This window comes from Brevundimonas sp. (assembly GCF_041688735.1).
GTDB lineage: Bacteria > Pseudomonadota > Alphaproteobacteria > Caulobacterales > Caulobacteraceae > Brevundimonas.
Genome location: NZ_JBDNHO010000028.1, coordinates 1 through 1,886, shown reverse-complemented (window position 1 = coordinate 1,886; position 1,886 = coordinate 1). Strand labels below are relative to the sequence as shown.

3 protein-coding genes are annotated in these 1,886 nt (G+C 63.4%); 1 reads left to right on the top strand and 2 read right to left on the bottom strand.

Annotation, left to right across the window (positions count from 1 at the left end):
• Nucleotides 1-295 (bottom strand): hypothetical protein (locus tag ACESMO_RS03415; protein WP_372706779.1); only part of this gene is annotated, 295 nt, incomplete at its 3' end.
• 421 nt (nt 296-716) lie between these two features.
• On the opposite strand from ACESMO_RS03415, the gene ACESMO_RS03410 reads away from it, so the two are divergent.
• A complete protein-coding gene (locus ACESMO_RS03410; protein ID WP_372706778.1) occupies nt 717-1,016 on the top strand; it encodes a transposase in 300 nt (99 codons plus the stop codon).
• 77 nt (nt 1,017-1,093) lie between these two features.
• Here the strand turns inward: ACESMO_RS03410 and ACESMO_RS03405 are convergent.
• A partial coding sequence (locus ACESMO_RS03405; protein ID WP_372706777.1) for a metallophosphoesterase family protein occupies nt 1,094-1,886 on the bottom strand: 793 nt, incomplete at its 5' end.

Below are 1,886 nucleotides of genomic sequence, written 5' to 3'. Positions count from 1 at the left end.
TCGTGACGCCCGCGCCCGCCGCGATGTCGAAGCTCTTGAAGTTGACGATCGCGCGGTTGCTGGACTGGTTGATCACCAGACGCGTCGGCGAGTTGTAGCTGAAGCCGACATCGCCGGCCACGACACGCGGATCCACCGGCAGTTCCCGGCCGGCGGGCGGTGTCAGGCCACCCGCTTCCTGTGCGAACGCCGGCCCCCCGATGAAGGCGGCGGCACTGGCCAACAGCAGCAGCTTGAACTGGTCAGATCGACGGGTTCGGTTCACAAGCGGAGCAAGCAGATGGGCGGCGGACATAGGGGCTGGCTCCGGACCAAACATTGTTTTTTTTGAAGTCATTAACCCAAGCCGACACTCAAGCTTTGGCAACTCGACGTTATGCTCGTAATCGCAGAACCCGGGGCTGTCAAAGCTGAGCCGTGGCGTCGCTATTTCGCCGCAGCCGAGGCACTTTTTGTCGCTGAGCCCGGATCAGGCCACGCAACAGGCACAACGGAGAACATGGAGCGGCTCCGCTGGAAGATCGTGGAATTAAAAACGGACCGCCTGGCCGGTAAATCACCGAAATGGCGGACTGTGAATAGGCGTCCAATACGGGCTCTGACGCAGTCTTGGTGAAGTTGGCTGGCTGACTGGCGCGGGGTTCACGTCCGGATCAGCGTCATGGCAAAAGCCCTTTATTCGTCCAGCCTCATCCCTGCGAGCTTCATCCTGACCGGTGCCTGGCCCGACGGTGATCGCACCACCATCCACATCCGGAGCACGGGCTCTACCAGCCGATGCCCAGGGTGAGGGCGACCTGCGCGCCTGGATCGAGCGTGGTCGCGCCAGCCTGGTGGCATCCTTCGCCAACGGCATAGACCGCGACATCAACGCCGTCCGGGCGGCGATCACCTCTGGTTGGTCCAACGGCCAAGCCGAGGGTCAGATCGCCAAGTTCAAGCTCTTCAAACGCCGGATGTGCGGCGGCAGAAAGCTCGATCTCCTACAGGCCAGGCTGATCGGCTCGACACCATGATCCCGTCACCAAAACTGCGTCAGAGCCCTTTTTCGACGCCGATCACCCCGCTAAACGGGTCCATTGTCCACGCCGATTCACAGCAGCTGGGCGCGTATCAAGGGTCCATCCAGGGTCGCCTGAGCGAGCGAGCGACGTTGTCCCTCCAGCCGGACGGCGGTGAGTACGCCGGAATCGTAGGCCTTGGTGTCGATACCGATGCGCCTTTGGTCAGCGTGGACGCTCATCTGCGGCGTATGGCCATGAACCACCACCTTCTCGAACTCGACCTCGCTGTCGAGGAAGCTGTTCCGGATCCACATCAGGTCACGGGTCGACTGTTCGGACAGAGCGACGCCCGGCCGCGCCCCGGCGTGGGCGAAGAAATAGTCGCCGACTGACAGGCTGAGCTCCAGCTCCTCGAGGAATGCGCGTTCGGCTGGCGTGACCTTGTGGTCGAGGTCCGCCGAGACATGGACCCAGGCCTCGGGCTTGTGCTTCATCTGCGGCAGGCGCAGGCCGTAGGACGCCAGAGTTGTGTCGCCGCCGTATTCACACCACGTCGGACCGGTGGTTGGATCTTTCAGGAAGTCCAGCATGGCTTCCTCGTGGTTGCCCTTCAGGAAGCGCCACTCAATGCCCAGATCCCGGGGCAGGCTGCTCAGATAGCGGATCACGTCGCGCGATTGCGGCCCCCGATCGATGTAGTCGCCGAGGAAGATAACGACCGTGCGCTCCGCCGGGGCGGCGGCGCGGTCGGCGATCATGTGCTGGACGAGCGGTTCCAGCAGATCGAGCCGGCCGTGGATGTCGCCCACGGCCCAGGCGACCACGCCCTCGGGCACGGCTGGCGTGCGAGGTGCGCTGACCTGGGGTTTTTTCTTGAACAGC